This window comes from Streptomyces blastmyceticus (genome assembly GCF_039521185.1).
GTDB lineage: Bacteria > Actinomycetota > Actinomycetes > Streptomycetales > Streptomycetaceae > Streptomyces > Streptomyces blastmyceticus.
This window is the reverse complement of sequence record NZ_BAAABW010000008.1, coordinates 71,067-88,441: the sequence shown is the minus strand read 5'-3', so window position 1 is coordinate 88,441 and position 17,375 is coordinate 71,067. Positions and strand designations below refer to the sequence as shown.

Genomic DNA, 17,375 nt, shown 5'->3' with positions numbered 1-17,375 from the left:
GTCCATTGACGCCTGATCAGTTACGCGGCATCTCGCCCGCGGACTGCCCGGCCCTCCCCGCCCCTTCCCGAAACCGGGGGCAAGCCCCCAGACCCTCCGGGGTCCGGGGCGGAGCCCCGGTTGCGGGGAGGGGCGGGGCTGGGGAACAAAACCGCCGATTCTCAGCCCGCGCTCAGAAACATTCGCTAGCGTGACGAGACCTGGAACCCGGCGAAAGGGAGGAAACGACGATGGGGCGCGGCTCATACGCACTGGCACGAGTAGCAGTGATCGTCAGAGCACCCGCCGCCTGGCTGTGGTGGCCGGGGCTGCTGAGCGCGGCCGTCGGGGCGCTGATCCCCGGGCTCACCGGGCGCCGGATCGGGCTGCTCGCCGGAGCGGCCCTCTTCCTGATCGTGGCCGGTGCGGTCTTCCTGGCCCGGCGCGGCCGCTACCGGGAGCTCGCGCGCGGCGCCTCCCGCGCGGGTAGGTCGGTCTTCCTCCAGGACCGCCGGGTGACCGTGCGCAACTGGCGGCGCGCGCGCCGCTGGTGGCTGCTGATCGCCTTCCTCGCCGCCGTCGGTTCGTCCTTCGCCGTGCCCGCCGCGGCCGGTCTGGCACTCGCCGGTGCGGGCGCGGGCCTGTGGGCGAAGGCGCTCTGGTTCGGCGGGCTGGAGCGGAACAGCGAGTCGCTGCTCTGGGTGCGTACGGAGTGGGCGCAGGGCAGCCCCGTCGCCAAGCCCGTGAGCGGCTATCTCGCCACCGGGCTCGCCGCGGGTGACGCGCTGCCCGGCGGCGCCCGCCGCCGGGGCCGCGGGCCGGGCCGTGCCGCGGGCGGCGACGCGGCGGTCAGCGCAGCGCGCTGAGTTCGGTGGCGTGGTCGGCGCCGCTCTCGGCGACCAGCTCGTCCAGGCTCTGCGGGGCGCGCACGGTGACGAATCGCGTGTGACCTTCTGTCGACGCGTAGCCGTAAACCCCCGGGCGGGGCAGTGAGTTGTACGCGAAGTGGTTCGAGAAGTAGTACGCGCCGGTGTCCAGCAGCGCCACATGGTCGCCCGGCTCCAGCGGCGGCAGCGGGCGGTCCACGGCGATCAGGTCGCCCGCGAAGCAGCACGGTCCCGCGACGGTCTGCGGCACCGGCTCACCTCGTTTGGGCCGCCCCTGCGCGTCGTACGCGAGAACCCGCAGTGGCCAGGACTCCGGCGCGAAGACCGTACGCGTGGCCACCTGCGCGCCCGCGTGTGTCACCGCGATCAGGCGGCCGCCCGCCGACTTGGTGTACTCCACCCTAGCCAGCACCATGCCGCTCTTCGCCAGCAGCGACCGGCCGAATTCGGTCACCACGCCGTAGCGGCCGTCGAACAGGCCCGGCACCGTGGCCGCCAGGAGCCGCGCGTACTCCTCGAACGTGGGCGTGACCTCGTCCGACGCGAAGTTCACCGGGAGGCCGCCGCCGATGTCCAGGGTCCGCACCTGCTGTCGGCCCACCGTCCGGTTGATCTCCTCGGCCAGTTCGTACACGGCCCGTACGCCCTCCGCCATCAGCGGCGGCGGGCAGCCCTGCGAACCGACGTGCGCGTGCAGCCGGGTCAGCCACGGCCGCTCCGTGAACGCCCCCACCAGCCACTCCCGCGCCCCCTCGTCCCGCAGGGCCACCCCGAACTTCGAGGTCTCCGTGGCCGTGCTCAGGGCCGCGATGCTGCCGGTGCCGATCTGCGGGTTGACCCGGATCCCGATGGGGGAGGTCGTGGGGGCTTCCCCGGTGAGCCGGTCCAGGCGGGCGAGCTCCTGTCTGTTGTCCGCGTTGACCGCGATGCCGTGCGCCAGCGCCTCGCGCAGTTCGTCCGTGGTCTTGGCGGGGGAGTCCAGGACGATGCGGTCCGGCGGGACACCGGCCCTGCGGGCCAGGGCCAGCTCGCCGGGGCTGGCGACCTCGCAGCCGATGCCCGCTCCGGCGAGCAGGTGGAGCACGGGGATCAGTGGCGCGGCTTTGACGGCGAAGGTGTGGAGGGTGCCGGGGCCGGGGAAGGCGGTGTGGAGGGCGGCGGCGGTGCGGCGGATGTGCGCCGCGTCCAGGAGGCCGGCGAGGTGGTTGCGGGGGCCGACGACGCCCTGCGCGACGGCTTCGCGGACGGCCTGGTCTCTGGTGGTCATGGGGCTCCCTTTCGGTGGCTCCGTACTGATTGCCCCGAAGTCGCGCGGCGAATACCCGGCAGGGCCCACTTCCATTTCCGGCGGGCCGACCTGTTGACTGGTGGTATTCACTGCCACAAGATGTGAAGTGTTCTATTCAATGGATCTCTTCAGACCGCCGGTTCCCACCGGAGCAGCGCCAGGGAGGCAGGGCCCATGTCCGGACCGCGACCCGTCCGAGCACCGCGAGGCACGCAGCTGAGCACCCTGGGGTGGCAGCAGGAAGCCGCCCTGCGCATGCTCCAGAACAACCTCGACCCCGAGGTCGCCGAGCACCCGGACAAGCTCGTCGTCTACGGCGGCACCGGCAAGGCCGCCCGCGACTGGCGCTCCTTCGACGCCATGGTCCGCACGCTGCAGACGCTGAAGCAGGACGAGACGATGCTCGTCCAGTCCGGCCGCCCGGTCGGTGTGATGCAGACCCACGAGTGGGCCCCGCGCGTCCTCATCGCCAACTCCAACCTCGTCGGCGACTGGGCCAACTGGGAGGAGTTCCGGCGCCTGGAGGCCCTCGGCCTCACCATGTACGGCCAGATGACGGCCGGTTCGTGGATCTACATCGGCACGCAGGGCATCCTCCAGGGCACGTACGAGACCTTCGCCGCCGTCGCCGCCAAGAAGTTCGGCGGCACGCTCGCCGGGACGATCACCCTGACCGCCGGGCTCGGCGGCATGGGCGGCGCCCAGCCGCTCGCCGTCACCATGAACGACGGCGTCGCCCTCTGTATCGACTGCGACCCGCGCGCCATCGAGCGCCGCATCGAGCACCGCTACCTCGACGTCAAGGCCGACTCCCTCGACCACGCCCTCCAGCTGGCGGTCGAGGCGCGCGACGCCCGCCGTCCGCTGTCGATCGGCGTCCTCGGCAACGCGGCGGAGCTCGTGCCGCAGCTGCTCGCCATGGGCGCGCCCATCGACATCGTCACGGACCAGACCTCCGCCCACGACCCGCTCGCCTATCTGCCGGTCGGCGTCGACTTCGACGAGATGGCCTCGTACGCGGCCGAGAAGCCCGCCGACTTCACCCAGCGCGCCCGGGAGTCGATGGCCCGTCACGTGGAGGCCATGGTCGGCTTCATGGACGCCGGGGCCGAGGTCTTCGACTACGGCAACTCCATCCGCGGCGAGGCGCAGCTCGCGGGCTACGACCGGGCCTTCGCGTTCCCCGGCTTCGTGCCCGCCTACATCCGCCCCCTGTTCTGCGAGGGCAAGGGCCCCTTCCGGTGGGCGGCGCTGTCCGGCGACCCCAAGGACATCCACGCCACCGACAAGGCCATCCTCGACCTCTTCCCGGAGAACGAGTCGCTCGCGCGCTGGATCAAGATGGCCCAGGAGCGCGTCCACTTCCAGGGCCTCCCCGCCCGCATCTGCTGGCTCGGCTACGGCGAGCGGGACCGCGCGGGCGAGCGCTTCAACGACATGGTGGCCTCGGGCGAGCTGTCCGCGCCGATCGTCATCGGCCGCGACCACCTCGACTGCGGCTCGGTGGCCTCCCCGTACCGCGAGACCGAGGCCATGCTGGACGGCTCCGACGCGATCGCCGACTGGCCGCTGCTGAACGCCATGGTCAACGTGGCCTCCGGCGCGTCCTGGGTCTCCCTCCACCACGGCGGCGGCGTCGGCATGGGCCGCTCCATCCACGCGGGCCAGGTGACGGTCGCCGACGGCACGCCGCTGGCGGGCGAGAAGATCCGCCGCGTCCTCACCAACGACCCGGGCATGGGCGTCATCCGCCACGTCGACGCGGGCTACGACATCGCGGAGTCGGTGGCGGAGGACCGCGGCGTCCGCGTCCCGATGCGCGAGGGTGACACGGCGTGACGGCCCCCCGAAACCGGGGCTCCGCCCCGGACCCCGGGCACGAACCCGACCACCGGGGCGCACCTGCCCACGTACCCTCGTTCCACGAGATGTGGCAGGACCTGCGCCCCCTCGGGCGGAACCCCGAGACCAACGGCTACCGCCGCTACGCCTGGACCGCAGCCGACACCGACTGCCGCGCCTGGTTCCAGGCACAGGCGGAGTCCCGGGGCCTCGCCTACGAGACGGACCGCAACGGCAACCAATGGGCCTGGCTCGGCGACCCCACCGCGGGCGGCGCCGTCGTCACCGGCTCCCACCTGGACTCCGTCCCCGACGGAGGCGCCTTCGACGGCCCCCTCGGCGTCGTGTCGTCCTTCGCCGCGCTCGACAGGCTCCGCGCCCGCGGCGCGCGGCCGACCCGCCCCCTCGCCATCGTCAACTTCGGTGACGAGGAAGGCGCCCGCTTCGGCCTCGCCTGCGTGGGCTCGCGCCTGACCGCCGGGCAGCTCACCGTCGAGGCGGCCCACGCGCTGCGCGACGCGGACGGGGTGTCCCTGCCGCAGGCCATGGAGCGCGCCGGACACGACCCGGAGGCCATCGGCGCCGACCCCGAGCGGCTCTCCCGCATCGGCGCGTTCATCGAGCTGCACGTCGAACAGGGCCGGGCCCTCGCCGGCACGGAGCACCCCGTCGGCATCGCCTCCGCCATCTGGCCGCACGGCCGCTGGCGGTTCGACTTCCACGGCGAGGCCAACCACGCGGGCACCACCCGCATCGAGGACCGCCGCGACCCGATGCTCACCTACGCCAACACCGTCCTTGCCGCCCGGAAGAAGGCCCGCCTCGCCGGTGCCCTCGCCACCTTCGGCAAGGTCAGCGTCGAGCCGAACGGCGTCAACGCCATCCCCTCCCTCGTCCGCGGCTGGCTCGACTCCCGCGCCGCCGACCAGGACACGCTCGACCTGGTCGTCGCCGAGATCGAGAAGGCGGCCCTGGAGCGCGGCGAGCGCGACGGCATCGATGTGGCGGTCACCCGCGAGTCCTTCACCCCCGTCGTCGAATTCGAGCACGCCCTGCGCGACGAGCTCGGCCGGATCCTGGGCAAGGCGGGCCGCGCGGACCTCCCCGTCCTCGGCACGGGCGCGGGACACGACGCCGGAATCCTCTCCGGAGCCATCCCGACCGCCATGCTGTTCGTACGCAACCCCACGGGTGTCTCCCACTCACCCGCCGAAACGGCGGCCGAGGACGACTGCCTGGCCGGGGTGACCGCACTCGCCGACGTACTGGAGGGCCTGGCGTGTCGCTGACGAGGCAGACCTACTGGGCGGAGCACGCCCTCCTCGACACCGGGGTCGAACCCGGCGTGGTCGTGGAGACAGGCGACGACGGCCGGATCTCCGCCGTGCGCCGGGGCGTCACGGCCCCGCCGCCCGGCGCGGTGACGCTGCGCGGACTCACGCTCCCCGGGCTCGCGAACGCCCACTCCCACGCCTTCCACCGCGCCCTGCGCGGCGTCGTCCAGGCGGGCCACGCCACGGCCGCGCCCGCGCGGCCGCACGGCGGGCGGGCCGCGGCGGAGGCCGCAGAGCGGGCGCCCGGCAACTTCTGGACCTGGCGCGAGGTCATGTACGGCGTCGCCGACCGCCTCACCCCCGAGTCCTATTTCGCGCTCGCCCGGGCGACCTACGCCGAGATGGCCCTCGCCGGCATCACCGCCGTGGGGGAGTTCCACTACCTCCACCACGCCCCCGGCGGCGGGCACTACGGCAACCCCAACGCCATGGGCGAGGCCCTGATCGCGGCCGCCGCGGAAGCGGGCATCCGCATCACCCTCCTCGACACCTGCTACCTCTCCTCCGGCTTCGGCGCGGAGCCCAATCAGCACCAGCTCCGCTTCAGCGACGGCACCGCCGAGGCGTGGGCCGAGCGCGCCGCCGAGCTCAAGGGCGACGGCAACACCCGCATCGGCGCGGCCGTCCACTCCGTGCGCGCCGTGCCCGTCGACCAGCTGGGCACCGTCGCCGCCTGGGCGCAGGAGCGCGACGCCCCGCTGCACGTCCACCTCTCCGAGCAGACCGTCGAGAACGACGCCTGCGTCGAGGCCCACGGCTTCACCCCGACCGCGCTGCTGTCCGACCACGGCGTGCTGGGGCCGCGCACCACGGCCGTCCACGCCACCCACCTCACCCCGGGCGACATCCGCCTCCTCGGTCACTCGCACACCGGCATCTGCATGTGCCCCACCACGGAGCGGGACCTGGCCGACGGCATCGGCCCCGCCCACAAGCTCCAGAGCGCGGGCTCCCCCCTCTCGCTGGGCAGCGACAGCCACGCCGTCATCGACATCCTCGAAGAGGCGCGCGCGATGGAGCTGGACGAGCGGCTGCACTCCCACACCCGCGGCCACTGGACGGCGGCTCAGCTGCTGCGCGCCGCCACCGCCGACGGCCACGCGGCCCTCGGCTGGGACGACGCGGGCCGCATCGAGCAGGGCGCGCTCGCCGACCTCACCACTATCGCCCTGGACTCGGTGCGCACCGCGGGCCCGCCGCCACGGCTGGCCGCCGAGACGGCCGTATTCGCGGCGACCAACGCGGATGTGCGGGACACGGTGGTCGGCGGCCGCCACGTCGTACGCGAGGGAGCCCACCAGCTCGTGCCGGACGTGGCGGGCGCGCTGGCCGAGTCCATCGCGGCCCTCCACGACTGACACCCCGGGCCGCACGGGCGCCCCGCCCGGCGCCTCCCACCGACCGAACCCGGCAGAACCCGAAGGAGTGCCGCGCCGCCATGGCGACCACGGTGATCACCAACATCAGCAGTCTCGTCACCAACGACCCCTCCCTCGGTGCAGGCCCCCTCGGCCCGGTCCAGGACGCGGCCGTCGTCATCGACGGCGACCGTGTCGCCTGGGTCGGTGCTTCCAGCAAAGCACCCGCCACTGACAATCGCGTCGACGCCGGCGGGCGGGCCGTGCTTCCCGGCTTCGTCGACTCGCACTCCCACCTGGTCTTCGCGGGCGACCGCACCGCGGAGTTCAACGCCCGCATGTCCGGGCAGAGCTACAGCGCGGGCGGCATCCGCACCACGGTGGCCGCCACCCGCGCCGCGAGCGACGAGGAGCTGGAGGCCAACCTCGTCCGTCATCTGCGCGAGGCGCTGCGCCAGGGCACCACCACCCTGGAGACCAAGTCCGGCTACGGCCTCACCGTCGAGGACGAGGCCCGCGCCCTGCGGATCGCCGCTGCCCACACCGACGAGGTCACCTACCTCGGCGCCCACATCGTCTCCCCCGACTACGCCGACGACCCCGCCGCGTACGTCGACCTCGTCACCGGCCCGATGCTCGACGCCTGCGCCCCGCACGCCCGTTGGGTCGACGTGTTCTGCGAGAAGGGCGCCTTCGACGGCGACCAGGCCCGTACGATCCTCACCGCCGGAGCCGCCCGCGGACTGATCCCCCGCGTCCACGCCAACCAGCTCTCGTACGGCCCCGGCGTCCAGCTGGCCGTCGAGCTGGACGCGGCCTCCGCCGACCACTGCACCCACCTCACCGAGGCGGACGTCGACGCCCTCGCGAACGGGAACACCGTGGCCACGCTGCTGCCCGGCGCGGAGTTCTCCACGCGCGCCCCGTGGCCCGACGCGCGCCGCCTGCTCGACGCGGGCGCCACCGTCGCCCTGTCCACGGACTGCAACCCCGGCTCGTCCTATACGAGTTCGGTGCCCTTCTGCATCGCCCTGGCCGTGCGCGATATGGGCATGACCCCCGACGAGGCCGTCTGGTCGGCGACGGCGGGCGGCGCGGCGGCCCTGCGCCGTACGGACATCGGCCGCATCGCCCCCGGGACCCGGGCCGACCTCACCCTCCTCGAAGCCCCCTCGCACGTCCACCTCGCCTACCGCCCCGGGGTCCCCCTGGTCTCGGCGGTCTGGCGCTCGGGCGTACGCGAAGTCTGACCGGCGTCCGTCGTTCCGGACAGCCGGTCGAGACGGTCGTACTGCTCGTCGGACAACTGGATGTCCAGCGCGCCCATGTTCTCCGCCAGGTGGCCGATCGACCGCGTCCCCGGGATCGGCACCATCGTCGGCGACCGCCGCAGCAGCCAGGCGAGCGCGGTCTGCGCCGGGGTCGCGCCCAGCTCCCGCGCCACCGCCGCGACCGGGCCGTCGGGTCCGGCGTGCGCGCCCATCGCCACCGGGAAGTACGGCATGAAGGCGATGCCGTGCTCCGCGGTGTAGTCCACGACGTCGTCGTGGCCGCGCTCCGCGAGGTTGTAGACGTTCTGCACCGACACGACGGGCACGATCTCCCGCGCCGCGCGCAGCTCGTCCACGGTCACCTCGGAGAGGCCGATGTGCCGCACCTTGCCCTCGTCCTGCAACTGCCTCAGCGCCCCGAGCTGGTCGGCGAGCGGGTACTCGGGGTCGATGCGGTGCAGCTGGAGCAGGTCCAGCCGCTCCACGCGCAGCCGCCGCAGGCTCAACTCCGCCTGCTGGCGCAGGTAGGCGGGGTGGCCGTGCGTCACCCACTCGTAGGGACCCGGCCGCACGACACCCGCCTTGGTGGCGACCGTCACCTTTCCGGCGTAGGGGTGCAGGGCCTCGGCGATGAGCTCCTCGCTCTGCCCGAGCGAGTAGGCGTCCGCCGTGTCGATCAGCTCGACCCCGAGCTCGACGGCCTGCCGCAGCAGGGCGATCGCGCCCTCCCGGTCGGCCGGTGCCCGCCAGATGGTCGCCCTGAGCGGATCCGTCAGCGCCTCCTCCGGGGTCTCGGCCAGGCGCATCGCGCCGTAGGCGATGCGGCGTACGGGCAGGTCGCCGCCGAAGGAGTGGACGGGGGAATGGGGCGCGGTGTGCGCGGCGTTCGTCATGATCAGCACGCTAAAAGCTCACATCCGTGTGAGGTTCAACCCCTTGTGAGGGAGGCCACATGCAGACAGCCGAGGTGGACCACATGAAGATCGGCGACCTGGCCCGGGAGACCGGAGTCGGCCCCCGCCTCCTGCGCTACTACGAGGAGCAGGGCCTGCTCGCCTCCCACCGCCTCCCCAGCGGCCACCGCCGCTACGATCCGGATGCCCCGGAGACGGTCCGCCGCATCCGCGTCCTCCTCGCGGCCGGCCTCCCCACGCGCACCATCCGCGGCATCCTCCCGTGCATCAGCGGCGCGTCCGCCGCCGACTTCGACCCCTGCGTCGCCATCCACCTGCGCGACCACTTGGAGGGTCTGGACCAGCGCATCGCCGAACTCCGCACGACGCGGGCGTCCTTGGCGGACCTGCTGGGCGGGATCGGGCGGGTGGCGGCGTGAGTCGGCGCGCAGCGCCCCGGGGTCGACCCCCGAGCCGCGTTCAGGGTGACCTCTAAGGGGCCGCCCCCGCGCAGTCATTCCTGGTCATGATCACGCCGAGGCGGGGTGCGGCATAGCTTGATGACGCATCAGCCAGTCGCCACCGAGAGGCATCCGATCATGCGCCGCCGAACCGCCGCCGTTTCCGTAGTGCTCGCCGCAGCGGCCCTCGCCCCCGCCGCCGGGCCGGCCTTCGCCGCCGCGCCCGCCGCTCACGGCGCGGACCGGGCCGCCCTCCAGCGCGCGCTGGACGGAGTGATAGCCGAGGGCGTCCCCGGCGCGGTCGTCGAGGTGCGTGACGGCGGCGGCGTCTGGCGCAGCGGCAGTGGTGTCGCCGACCTCGCGGACGGGCGGAAGGCGCAGCCGGGGGACCGGTTCCGGGCCGGGAGCGTGACCAAGAGCTTCGTGGCCACGGTCGTCCTCCAGCTCGTCGCCGAGGGCAGGGCCGGGCTGGACGACCCCATCGGGCGCCACCTCCCCGGTCTGGTCCCGGACACGGCGAAGGGCGCGCCCGTCACCGTACGGCAGCTGCTCGATCACACCAGCGGACTCGCCAACTACACCGACGTCCTCCTGCGGGAGAAGGATCCGGTGCACACCGTCCAGCACTCCCGCCTCACGCCCCGCGAGCTCGTGGACATGGCGCTCAAGGAGCCGCGCACGTTCGAGCCCGGCGAGGCGGGCAAGTGGGCGTATTCCAACACCAATTACGTCGTCCTCGGCATGCTCGTCGAGAAGCTCACGGGCACCACCCTCGACAAGGCGATCACCCGGCGCATCGTGCGCCCACTCCACCTCACCGGCACGTCCGTCCCCACCTCCGAGCGGCTGTCCGGCCCCCACCTGCACGGCTACGAGCAGTTCCCCGGCGAGAGCGCCCCCACCGACTTCGCCGACTTCAGCCCCACGGTCTTCTGGGGCCCCGGCAACATCGTCTCCACCACCGCCGACCTCAACCGCTTCTACCGCGCGCTCGCCGGCGGCAAGCTGCTCCCCTCGCACCTGTGGCGCGAGATGAACACCCTGCACGACACGGACCGCGGCGAGAGCCGCAAATACGGCCTGGGCCTGGAGAGCAACTCCGGCTTCTGCCCCGGCGAGAAGCCGGTCCGGGGCCACACCGGCAGCGTCCCCGGCTACAACACCTTCAGCTTCACCTCGGCCGACGGCGAGCGCCAGATCACCCTCGCCCTCTCGAAGGACATGACCAAGACCCCGCAGGCCGACACCGCGGCCCTGAAGGTGTTGTCCACAGCGCTGTGCACGAAGTAGCCCGTCACACGGGCGGGACGACATCCGGGCCGATCGCCGGGGTGTCGTCCTCGTGCTCGTCCTCGCACGGAGGGAACCGCCTGCAGAAGAACCCGCGCCCCTTGCACGCCGTGCACGTGTGGGCCGCGGACATCTCCCCGGCCTGGCACGACTGACTCACATAGAGCGTGAGCGCTTGGTAGTACCCGCTTCCCCGACACCCCTTGCAGAAGTGATGCGGGCCGGGACAGCACTCTTCGCTCATGCCGCCGATGATCCTCCGAGACACCGCTACGCAGGGATGCTTCGTCCTCGTCTCCTCCTTTCTGCGTACGCGGGCCGGTATGCGGCGGGCCGTCAGGAGTGTGCTGTGCGCCGATGCTGTCCGAGTTCCCGGCTCAGGGTCTCGACAGCGTCGAAGCGGCCCCTCCCGGACCTCTCTGGCACGCGCCAGCAGGATCTTCGAACACGCGATGCACCATCGGGCGGGCCGTGGCGTGGTGGTCGTCACGCGCGCCCCCTGCTGCGGGCGTTGGCTGCGGCCACGTCTGCGCGGAGCGTGTCCTTCCGGGTGACCCCCCGGACGTTCTCCCGATCGGTCTCCCATTCGCGGCCCCCACGTCGGGGGCGGAGGAAGACTCGGGTCGGCGTGGTCGCCATGACCACGCCGATGCGGTCGCGTTGCATGTCCCATGCCATCATCCCGACTTCGGGCGTTGCCGCCTGTTCGTTCGTCGCCATGGCACATGACGCTAGGGACCTGGCCTTTCGCCGGGCAATGGCACTCTCGCAGGGTGCCGCCGGGTAGTGCCACGCAGCGTCACATGGGCACCCCGATTGCGTCGGCGAGTGTTCTCATCTCAGGGGTGAGCGTCCTCCTCCGGTCGATCACCCGGCCGAGGATGTCGCGCGCGTAGCGCTGGTTGGGGAGCCACTGGGGTGCTGCGCGCCGGATCGTCTGCAGGACGTCGACAGCCTCCGCGTACTGGCGCGAGCGCACGTGCGCCTCCGCGACGTCGAGGAGGTGGCGGTTGTGGTTGTTCGACGTGGGCCGTAACCCTCCCGCGGGTACGCGCTCCGCGAGCTGGAGCACCACGTCCGGCCGGTCGGCGATCATCGCGTTCTCCGCACGCTTCAGCGTCACGGTCACGGGCCCGAACGCGCGGAGGAAGTCCTTGTCCGGGGCGAACTCCCGCCCCATCGCCACCGCCGCGGAATGCGCGAGACGCAGTGCGTGCTCGGCTTCGTCGGACCTGTTGTCCCTGACGCAGGCGGCGGAGAGGCGCAGCAGAAGCCAGCCCCACGCACTCAGTTCCGCCGGCGTGGCCCGGGACATGCGGGGTTCCACTTCATCCGCCCACCGGGCGGCGAGCTCTTGTGCCTCGGCGAGCCGCCCTTGCCGCAGAAGCAGCCAGCACTGCGTACTGACGGTGGCCGCGCCGTGGAGACGGTCCGGTGCGCAGTCCAGAGAGCGGCCGAGCGCGTCATGCGCCGCCGCGAACTGCCGCGTCTGGGTCAGCAGCCATCCAGTCAGCTGCATGACACGCGCGCGTACGGCCCTCCCGTCGGCACCGGACGCGGCCAGCCTGTCGGCGTCGCGGATCAGCGCGGGCAGTATCGGGCCCAACTCGGCATACCTGTCACTGGAGAAGAGCGGCAGCGCGGAATCGAGGACACCGAGGACACCGGACACGGTGGGCGGCTCGTCAGGCTCCGGTGACAGGGCGTCCGGCGTGAGAGCACGCCGAACAGGCGCCCACTGGTCCGGGGGCGGAAAGTCGCCCTCACGGTCGTCCGGCTCCGCGAGCAGCTGGGTCGTCGGTACTCCGAGCGCGACAGCGAGCCGCCTGGCTGTCTCCAGGCGGGTGTCGTTCCGCTCACCCTGTTCGAGCTTACGGATCAGCGAGAGCGATACGCCGGACGCGGTGGCAAGCTCCCGCTGGCTCAGCCCCCGACGCTTGCGTACGTCGTGAAGTCGCCGTCCGATAGTGGCACTCATGAGCCGAGAGTACGCCCGGTTACCCGCCCGCCCATGGGGCCATCGTGGGCTCCCCAGGGGCCGACGGGGCAGTCACCGCACCCGGAGGATCAGCGGAGGATGCCCTCCAGGAATTCGCCGCTGAGGCGGGCCACGGCCATGACGTCCAGCTGGTAGTTGACGTACCGGCCGCGCCGCCGTGTCGTGATCAGGCCCGCCTTCTTCAGCACGGCCAGATGGCGCGAGACCTCGGGCGCGCTGATGCCGAGGACCCCGGCCAGCTCCCCCGTGGTGTGCGGGGCGCGGGCCGTGCTGCGGCACAGTCTGATGCGTACGGGGTGGGCCAGCGCCTCCAGGCGCAGCTGGAGGAGTTCGACCGAGGCGGGCGGGGGCAGATCGGGGGAGCCGACCGGGTAGTGGACGACCGGGCGCCAGCCGGGCCGGTGCAGGACCATCAGGTGCGGCCAGCCGAAGCGCGACGGTACGAACGTCAGGCCCGCCCTCATGGCGGGGTCCACCGCCGTGGTGTGCCCCTCGGCCAGCTTGTCGATCCGGATGAGCGTGCCGCCGTCCTCCAGGGAGATCGCGGGGGAGACCGCGGCCAGCGCCTCGTCGAGCCCCTTGCGGCGCAGGAGTTCCGTCTTGTGCCGGGCGTCGGCGGCCAGCGTGGGCTCGGCCTCCCGCCAGATGTCGGCGAAGAAGGCGTCGTCGCAGTCCTCCAGCAGGCGGCGCACCCAGGCGCGGACGGCGGCGGGGTCCTTCAGGAGCCGCCCGGCGAAGTCCAGCTGCCGGGGGCCGCGGGCGGCGGCCAGCTCCAGTGCCCTGGCGCGGGTGGCCGGGTCGGAGACCGGTGAGGGGCCTCCCGTGCTGTACGAGGAGAGGCAGGCGAACTCCAGGGCCGTGGTGACGAACTGTTCGTCGTCCAGCCGGTCCAGCTGGTCCAGTTCCTCGGCGAGCGTCCGCCCCGTCCTGCCGTCGCCGCCGCGCAGCCCGGCGAAGGGCATGAAGAGGTCGGAGAACGTGTGCCGCCACAGGAAGTCCGCCTCGCGCAGCCGCTCGGCGAGGTCCTGCCGGAGCGTGGAGGTCGTGGCCGTGGCCCAGCCGGCGAGCCCCGGGTGGTGGCCGGGCTCGGACAGGACGTGCAGCGCGAGGCACAGCTCGGCCAGCGGCGACGCTTCGAAGACGATGCGCTCGGGCGGCAGGCGGGTGATGTCTATGCTCACGCTCATGGCGCCATCTTGCACTTTCCGCTGTATGCGGGTGCGATGGATTGACGGCCGTTGCGAATCGGGGCCCGCTTGTCTTCGGGCACGGTGAGGCCCTCGTACGGGTGAGGCCCTCGTCCGGCGCGGCCGTGCGCGGGCCGCGGCGCGGGACCATGCCCGGGTGAACGTCAATCAGAGCAGGCCGCCCCTGGTCAGGTGCAGGCGCTGCGGCAGTCCGATGTGGTGGGACGTCACCTACCCGTACGCGCCCGTCTGGTACTGCTCGACCTGCGATCACCCCCCGGAGCGCCGCCGCAGCGCGCATGCCGCGCCGCCACGTTGCCCCGAGGGGTGTGCGAGTGCCGTGATCCAGACCGGTGACGACGGCAGCCGACAGTTCGTCTGCCATCGCAAATGACCCGTTGCAATTGACCCGTCGGGAACGACCGGATCGCGAACGTCCGGATCATTCCTCGATCATCAGCCCCCGACGCAGCCGCACCAGCGTGCGCGACAGCAGCCGCGAGACGTGCATCTGGGAGATGCCCAGCTCCTCGCCTATCTCCGACTGCGTCATGTTCGCGACGAAGCGCAGGGAGAGGATCTTCCGGTCCCGGGGCCGGAGTTCGGCGATCAGCGGCTTGAGGGACTCCACGTACTCGATGCCTTCGAGGCCGTGGTCCTCGTAGCCGATGCGGGCCGAGAGCGCGCCCTCGGCGTCGTCGTCCTCGGCGGGCTGGGCGTCGAGCGAGCTCGCGGTGTACGCGTTGCTCGCGGCCATGCCCTCGATGACGTCTTCCTCGGCGATGCCGAGCCGCTCGGCGAGCTCACCGACCGTGGGGGCGCGGTCGAGCTGCTGCGCCATCTCGTCGCGGGTCCTGGCGAGTTCGAGGCGGAGCTCCTGGAGCCGCCTGGGTACGCGCACGGACCAGCTCGTGTCGCGGAAGAACCGCTTGATCTCGCCGATGATCGTCGGCATCGCGAAGGTGGGGAACTCGACGCCCCTGCTGAGCTCGAAGCGGTCGATCGCCTTGATCAGGCCGATCGTGCCGACCTGGACGATGTCCTCCATCGGCTCGCTGCGGGTGCGGAACCGCGAGGCGGCGAACTTCACCAGGGCCAGGTTGAGTTCGACCAGCGTGTTGCGGACGTAGGAGTATTCGTGGGTGCCCTCTTCCAGCTCCGCGAGGCGGGCGAAAAGGGTCTTGGACAGGGCCCGCGCGTCGTCCGGCCCCACCTCGTCGTACGGCGGGATCACGGGGAGCCCGGAATTCTCGGGCTCGATCTGTTCGGGCGGGGTTGTCGACGACGCGGTCTCCCGAAGGGTTCCGGTGCGCGATGCGTCGAGCCGGGGTGACATGGTGTCCTCCATCATTCTCGGCATATGGCCGCCGATGCCTTGACTTCTTGCTGCGGTTTGCGGCGCCTCCAAAGCCGTCCGTGGTGGATGTCCTCTACTAGCCCTATCGGTCTTCACCACTCCATGGCAAGTCCGTGTTATCCCACTATGTCCGTAAATAACGGATGTTCGGCTACCGGACGCCGTATCGAAGGCGTAGTGTTCTGACCTGTCCACGCAAGCAACCGGGAAGGGATGCGCATGGACCGCGAAATGGTCGGCAGTGCGAACAGGGGCCGGCTGAATGTGGAGGTCCGGCGCCACGGAGCCAGCGCGATCGTGACGCCGAGGGGTGAGCTCGATCACCACACGGCGGAGCTGCTGCGCGAGCCCCTCGAAGCCTGCGTCGACGAGATCAGCGCGCGCGTGGTCGTGGACTGCTCGAAGCTGGAGTTCTGCGACTCCACCGGGCTCAATGTCCTGCTGGGCGCCAGACTGACCGCCGAGGCCGCGGGTGGCGGAATCCACCTCGCCGCCATGCAGCCGGTCGTCGCCAGGGTCTTCGAGATCACGGGCGCCGAAGCCGTCTTCACCGTGCATGACACACTCGATGCGGCCATCGCCGAGTGACTGGCATCACCTCTCTCGCCTGTGTGTAACCCCAGGGTTACCCGTGTCACAGGAGTCGCACCGAAGAAGTGGGTGTTCCCGCGGATCGGTCGGGCAGAAGTCTGCGTGAATCTGTTCAATGTGCCTGGTATCCAACAAATTCTTTCTGAGTCGGTGAATCGGTGAGGTGAAGCGCTGATGAGCACCACGCGGCCGTACCCGCCGCCGGGCGAGCCCGGTCCGGACGCGGGCGGCGCTTCCCCCGATCACCTCCCGCCACCGGGGGGACAGGTCCGTCGGCTCCACCTCGTCGGGGCCAGTGGCGCCGTGCCCCGGGCCCGTGACTTCACCCGCCAGGCGCTCCACGACTGGGGCTGGCTGCCCGCCGCCACCGCCGACCACCGCGCGGCCGCCGAGGACGTCCTGCTGGTCGTCTCCGAGCTGGTCACCAACGCCTGCCTGCATGCCGACGGCCCGGAGGAGCTGCGGGTGAGCTTCGCGGGCAAGGTGCTGCGGCTGGAGGTCGTCGACCTCGGCGCCGGGACCCCCGCACCCCGCACCCCGCACCGCGCGGGCCGCCCGGGTGGTCACGGCATGTTTATCGTGCAGCGGCTCTGCCTGGACTGGGGAGTCGTGCGGAACGAGAGCGGCGCCGGCAAGACGGTCTGGGCGGAGCTCGCCGCACCCGCGTGAACCCCCGGCGGCCGTGAGCGCGGCGCGTTCCGTGTCTTCCCTCCGCAAGGTCCCCGGCGTACTGTCGGCGCCCGATCTGATGTGCCGTCAGTGATGCACGGCTACGGCACCGGACGAGAGGGGAACCCGAGGTGTACCGCATCCAACGCCGTCCCACTCGCCGCACGGGCGCGCTCGCGCTCGCCGCGACCGTGGCCGGAGGGACGATCCTGCTGGTCGCACCCGCCGCGCACGCCGACACGGTCGACGTCGACTACCAGTGCAAGACCCCCATCGGCGACAAGAGCGCGGTGTCGCCCATCGACATCAAGGGGGTCGCGAGCGGCGACTCCTACAAGCTCACCATGTCCTTCCAGAAGGGCGTCTCCTCCAGTCCCATCCCGCTCGGCAAGGGCGCGATGAAGCCGAGCGCGGTCATCAAGCTCGGCGGTGCGGAGAGCGGCACGGTGGCCGTGGACGGCCCCGCCAACTCCGAGGAGATCCCCGCCAACACCCCCATCAAGATCAGCGACTTGTCGGGTACCTACACCCCGAAGAAGAGCGGCACCGTCACCTTCACCGCCTCCACCCTCACGATCTCGGCCCTCGGCACGACGACGACCTGCACGCCCTCCAACAACCCCAAGCCGTCACTGACGCTGGACGTGAAGGGACCGGGGGGTTCGTCGACGGGCGGCTCAGGCAGCTCGGGTGGCTCGGGCAGCACGGGCGGTTCCGGTGGTACGGGTGGTACGGGCGGTACGAGCGGGTCGACGACGACCGGCGGCACCACGGGTGGTGGCGGTCAACTGCCCCAGACCGGACCGGCGGACTCCGCGGTGGCTCTGGGCACGCTGGGCGGAACGGTCCTGCTGACGGGCGTAGCGGGAGCCCTGTGGCTGACGAGGCGCCGACGGCCGACGGCGCGCTGATTTTCAGCCCGTCCGGCGTTTGAGGACGCGCCCGCAGGGCGCTGGGGGTCCGGGGTCT

The 17,375-nt window shown here is 72.0% G+C and carries 16 protein-coding genes; 10 read left to right on the top strand and 6 right to left on the bottom strand.

The window, feature by feature from the left end; genetic code table 11:
• Positions 1-230 precede the first annotated feature (230 nt).
• Positions 231-845, top strand: a complete 615-nt coding sequence (locus tag ABD269_RS06670) for a hypothetical protein (RefSeq protein ID WP_344116933.1) — start codon at positions 231-233, stop codon at positions 843-845.
• Here the strand turns inward: ABD269_RS06670 and ABD269_RS06665 are convergent.
• Positions 829-2,133, bottom strand: a complete 1,305-nt coding sequence (locus ABD269_RS06665) for a type III PLP-dependent enzyme domain-containing protein (protein WP_344116932.1) — start codon at positions 2,131-2,133, stop codon at positions 829-831. The genes ABD269_RS06670 and ABD269_RS06665 overlap by 17 nt on opposite strands.
• A gap of 195 nt (positions 2,134-2,328) precedes the next feature.
• Between ABD269_RS06665 and hutU the strand changes: the two genes are divergently transcribed.
• The 4 genes from hutU to hutI all read left to right on the top strand — a co-directional run bounded on the left by hutU (position 2,329) and on the right by hutI (position 7,938).
• Positions 2,329-3,993 (top strand): urocanate hydratase, encoded by a 1,665-nt coding sequence (hutU, locus tag ABD269_RS06660; RefSeq protein ID WP_344116931.1) that lies wholly within the window; start codon positions 2,329-2,331, stop codon positions 3,991-3,993.
• 89 nt (positions 3,994-4,082) lie between these two features.
• Positions 4,083-5,285: an allantoate amidohydrolase gene (locus ABD269_RS06655; protein ID WP_344117259.1), complete on the top strand. Its 1,203-nt coding sequence runs from the start codon at positions 4,083-4,085 to the stop codon at positions 5,283-5,285.
• The gene (locus ABD269_RS06650) at positions 5,282-6,688 is read left to right on the top strand and encodes a formimidoylglutamate deiminase (RefSeq protein ID WP_301894453.1); all 1,407 of its coding nucleotides are present in this window, start codon (positions 5,282-5,284) and stop codon (positions 6,686-6,688) included. The genes ABD269_RS06655 and ABD269_RS06650 overlap by 4 nt, the downstream gene beginning before the upstream one ends.
• An 80-nt stretch (positions 6,689-6,768) precedes the next feature.
• Positions 6,769-7,938 (top strand): imidazolonepropionase, encoded by a 1,170-nt coding sequence (gene hutI / locus ABD269_RS06645; RefSeq protein WP_344116930.1) that lies wholly within the window; start codon positions 6,769-6,771, stop codon positions 7,936-7,938.
• Here hutI and ABD269_RS06640 read toward each other — a convergent pair.
• Positions 7,878-8,852 carry an aldo/keto reductase gene (locus ABD269_RS06640; RefSeq protein WP_344116929.1) on the bottom strand — a complete coding sequence of 325 codons (975 nt, stop codon included), beginning with the start codon at positions 8,850-8,852 and terminating at the stop codon, positions 7,878-7,880. The two genes, hutI and ABD269_RS06640, sit on opposite strands and share 61 nt — an antisense overlap.
• 59 nt (positions 8,853-8,911) lie before the next feature.
• Here ABD269_RS06640 and ABD269_RS06635 point away from each other — a divergent pair, with 59 nt between their 5' ends.
• Positions 8,912-9,292 (top strand): MerR family transcriptional regulator, encoded by a 381-nt coding sequence (locus ABD269_RS06635; protein WP_344116928.1) that lies wholly within the window; start codon positions 8,912-8,914, stop codon positions 9,290-9,292.
• 159 nt (positions 9,293-9,451) lie between these two features.
• The gene (locus ABD269_RS06630; protein WP_344116927.1) at positions 9,452-10,603 is read left to right on the top strand and encodes a serine hydrolase domain-containing protein; all 1,152 of its coding nucleotides are present in this window, start codon (positions 9,452-9,454) and stop codon (positions 10,601-10,603) included.
• Between the two features lie 486 nt (positions 10,604-11,089).
• On the opposite strand, the gene ABD269_RS06625 is transcribed toward ABD269_RS06630, so the two are convergent.
• From ABD269_RS06625 to ABD269_RS06610, 4 genes are all read right to left on the bottom strand, one after another.
• Positions 11,090-11,323, bottom strand: coding sequence for a hypothetical protein (locus ABD269_RS06625; protein WP_344116926.1), 234 nt, complete (start codon positions 11,321-11,323; stop codon positions 11,090-11,092).
• Between the two features lie 79 nt (positions 11,324-11,402).
• Positions 11,403-12,581 (bottom strand): helix-turn-helix domain-containing protein, encoded by a 1,179-nt coding sequence (locus ABD269_RS06620; RefSeq protein ID WP_344116925.1) that lies wholly within the window; start codon positions 12,579-12,581, stop codon positions 11,403-11,405.
• A gap of 89 nt (positions 12,582-12,670) precedes the next feature.
• Positions 12,671-13,789, bottom strand: coding sequence for a DUF5937 family protein (locus ABD269_RS06615; RefSeq protein WP_344116923.1), 1,119 nt, complete (start codon positions 13,787-13,789; stop codon positions 12,671-12,673).
• 442 nt (positions 13,790-14,231) lie between these two features.
• Complete coding sequence (locus tag ABD269_RS06610; protein ID WP_425572847.1) at positions 14,232-15,125, bottom strand: RNA polymerase sigma factor SigF; 894 nt, start codon at positions 15,123-15,125, stop codon at positions 14,232-14,234.
• A 240-nt stretch (positions 15,126-15,365) separates the two neighbouring features.
• Between ABD269_RS06610 and ABD269_RS06605 the strand changes: the two genes are divergently transcribed.
• The 3 genes from ABD269_RS06605 (at position 15,366) to ABD269_RS06595 (ending at position 17,317) form a co-directional block, all read left to right on the top strand.
• Positions 15,366-15,734, top strand: coding sequence for an STAS domain-containing protein (locus tag ABD269_RS06605; protein WP_301886991.1), 369 nt, complete (start codon positions 15,366-15,368; stop codon positions 15,732-15,734).
• A 177-nt stretch (positions 15,735-15,911) separates the two neighbouring features.
• Complete coding sequence (locus tag ABD269_RS06600) at positions 15,912-16,406, top strand: ATP-binding protein (protein ID WP_301886992.1); 495 nt, start codon at positions 15,912-15,914, stop codon at positions 16,404-16,406.
• A 131-nt stretch (positions 16,407-16,537) separates the two neighbouring features.
• Positions 16,538-17,317: an LPXTG cell wall anchor domain-containing protein gene (locus tag ABD269_RS06595; protein WP_344116922.1), complete on the top strand. Its 780-nt coding sequence runs from the start codon at positions 16,538-16,540 to the stop codon at positions 17,315-17,317.
• Positions 17,318-17,375: the final 58 nt, after the last annotated feature.